3 protein-coding genes are annotated in these 2,205 nt (G+C 35.3%); all 3 read right to left on the bottom strand.

What is annotated here, in order from left to right; translation table 11 throughout:
• A partial coding sequence (locus tag MTBBW1_RS21475) for a hypothetical protein (RefSeq protein ID WP_139786848.1) occupies window positions 1-504 on the bottom strand: 504 nt, incomplete at its 3' end.
• A gap of 559 nt (window positions 505-1,063) precedes the next feature.
• Window positions 1,064-1,426, bottom strand: a complete 363-nt coding sequence (locus tag MTBBW1_RS21465; RefSeq protein ID WP_080806987.1) for a hypothetical protein — start codon at window positions 1,424-1,426, stop codon at window positions 1,064-1,066.
• Window positions 1,427-2,003: 577 nt separating this feature from the next.
• Complete coding sequence (locus MTBBW1_RS28640; protein WP_186441617.1) at window positions 2,004-2,162, bottom strand: hypothetical protein; 159 nt, start codon at window positions 2,160-2,162, stop codon at window positions 2,004-2,006.
• Between the last annotated feature and the right edge of the window lie 43 nt (window positions 2,163-2,205).

Genomic DNA, 2,205 nt, shown 5'->3' with positions numbered 1-2,205 from the left:
GGCAAGATATTCTTCGCTTTTTCCTTGATATTTTCCTGGATGTATCCGACACCAAGTGCTACCACCTTTAGAATATTCAAAAAAACAAAGGTATTTGTTTTTTGTGAAAGCTTCATTCGACCATTCGAGTAATGGAATGAAGCTGTGATTTATCCATAAATCAATTTCTGTTTTAAAATATTCAACATATTCCTCCAAACAACTTTTGCAATAATATCCATTTTCATTACGAGCAGAATGCACATCAAAGTCATAAATGATATCCCAAAACTCGTCTTCTTCTTCATGGAAAGCATAAACCTCTACGTTTCCAATACGATTGATGCATAGTTGAAGTCTTTTTGTTATCCCTTGGAAATAATAGCTTGAATTCCAATTCTTTTTACTTTCAAATTTTTCAGGAAAAAATAGAAATTGATTCCGGTTCTCTTCACACCACCTATCAAAGCAATCGATTATATTCATATGCCCCTGTGTACCGTCCTTAGTTGTAGAATCATTCATCAGAACTTATTATTTTCTTTAGCCAGACGACAAAAAAGATGAGCAAAAATATAGGGGCCAAACCACCTAAAAGAAATAATAACAAACCAATTTTAAACATGGTGATGCTCCCATTGATAAATTTCTCGTTAGACTTTTTAATTTGATATGAAAACAGTGTGTATAAAAGATATTCTTAACCCCGATCCTGTTGTAGAGAAAATGAGTTGAGTTAGATATACACGATGATGATTCCACAATATGGAATAAAAATTTGATATCTCATTCGATCTTTAGTGAAAAGAATATCCTCCAAGCATGAACTTGGAGGATTAGCTTGAATGTGTATAAAAAAATTTATTGTACATCAACATAATCAAGAACAACGCTTAAAAGATTATTGTAATTGTAATCTCCAGAGTTTGCTTCAGTAAAAAATGTTGATATATGCTTTATTACTGATCCGTCTTCAGCATAATTTTTACACATGCCTGAGATTGTACAAGTAGAGAACAGCAGCCCACCCATCAGGCATAATGGTTGGTGGAAATTCCAATTTTCGTCCATATCTCACCACCATCTATAGAAAATATTTCGCATGGAGGAAAGCTTCGAGAATTGGTCGAGCTTTGTCCCAATTCTCTCGCAACTCATCTAACACTACTTCAGTGCCCTCGTGAATAATCTTCAGAAACAAGGAATTCAAGGATTTTTCTGGATATATATTTTGAAGTGTTTTGACAATGATTTTTGTCATTCCGATAGCGTACTCTACTTTATATGAACCATGATAGAATCGATATAGAAAATATTCATAGTTGTGATTTGAGTTGGAGTTTTCTAATAACTCTTCTAATTCCGGTAATTTTAATTTGATGTTTTCAAAAAGTATTTGGATTTCTGGATTCTGATCTGATTTATTTTGAAATATATTATCAGGCATTTTAAACCTCATCCTCCGATTCTTCTTGATTCATATGCTCTACTTGGCTCTTCCTTCTCTCAATGAACGGAAGCAATTTCAGTATGCCCTTATCTTATAGCTTTTACTTTAGATCTTTCATAAGAAATGGTACCATCTGAATTAATGGAATACTTCCGCAATGCTTTGTCTTCTTCATGGTCTGTTTTTATTTTATAGCTATTATAGAATTCTTCTAAGGATACACCACATCTTATGCATTTATTCCCCTCAAACAAATGTCCCTGTTTTCTTATTTTTCCACACTTTCGACATTTACATTCATCCCAATCATGCTGTTCATCTCTTATCTCTCCACACCTTCGACACGTACATCCATCCCAATCATGTGCTATTCTCTTTCCACACCTTCGACACGTACATCCATCCCAATCATGTGCTATTCTCTTTCCACACCTTCGACACTTACATCCATCCCAATCATGTGCTATTCTCTTTCCACACCTTTGACACTTACACCCATTCCAATCATGCTGTTCATCTCTTGTTTTTCCACACCTTCGACATTTACATCTATCCCAATCATGCTGTTCATCTCTTATCTCTCCACACCTTCGACACTTGCAACCATCCCAATCATGCTGTTCATCTCTTGTTTTTCCACACCTTCGACATTTGCAACCATTCCAATCATGCTGTTCATCTCTTGTTTTTCCACACCTTCGACATTTGCATCCATCCCAATCATGCTGTTCATCTCTTATCTCTCCACACCTTCGACACTTGCAACCATCCCAATC

The organism is Desulfamplus magnetovallimortis, assembly GCF_900170035.1.
Classification (GTDB): domain Bacteria; phylum Desulfobacterota; class Desulfobacteria; order Desulfobacterales; family Desulfobacteraceae; genus Desulfamplus; species Desulfamplus magnetovallimortis.
This window is presented reverse-complemented; position numbering and strand designations above follow the sequence as displayed.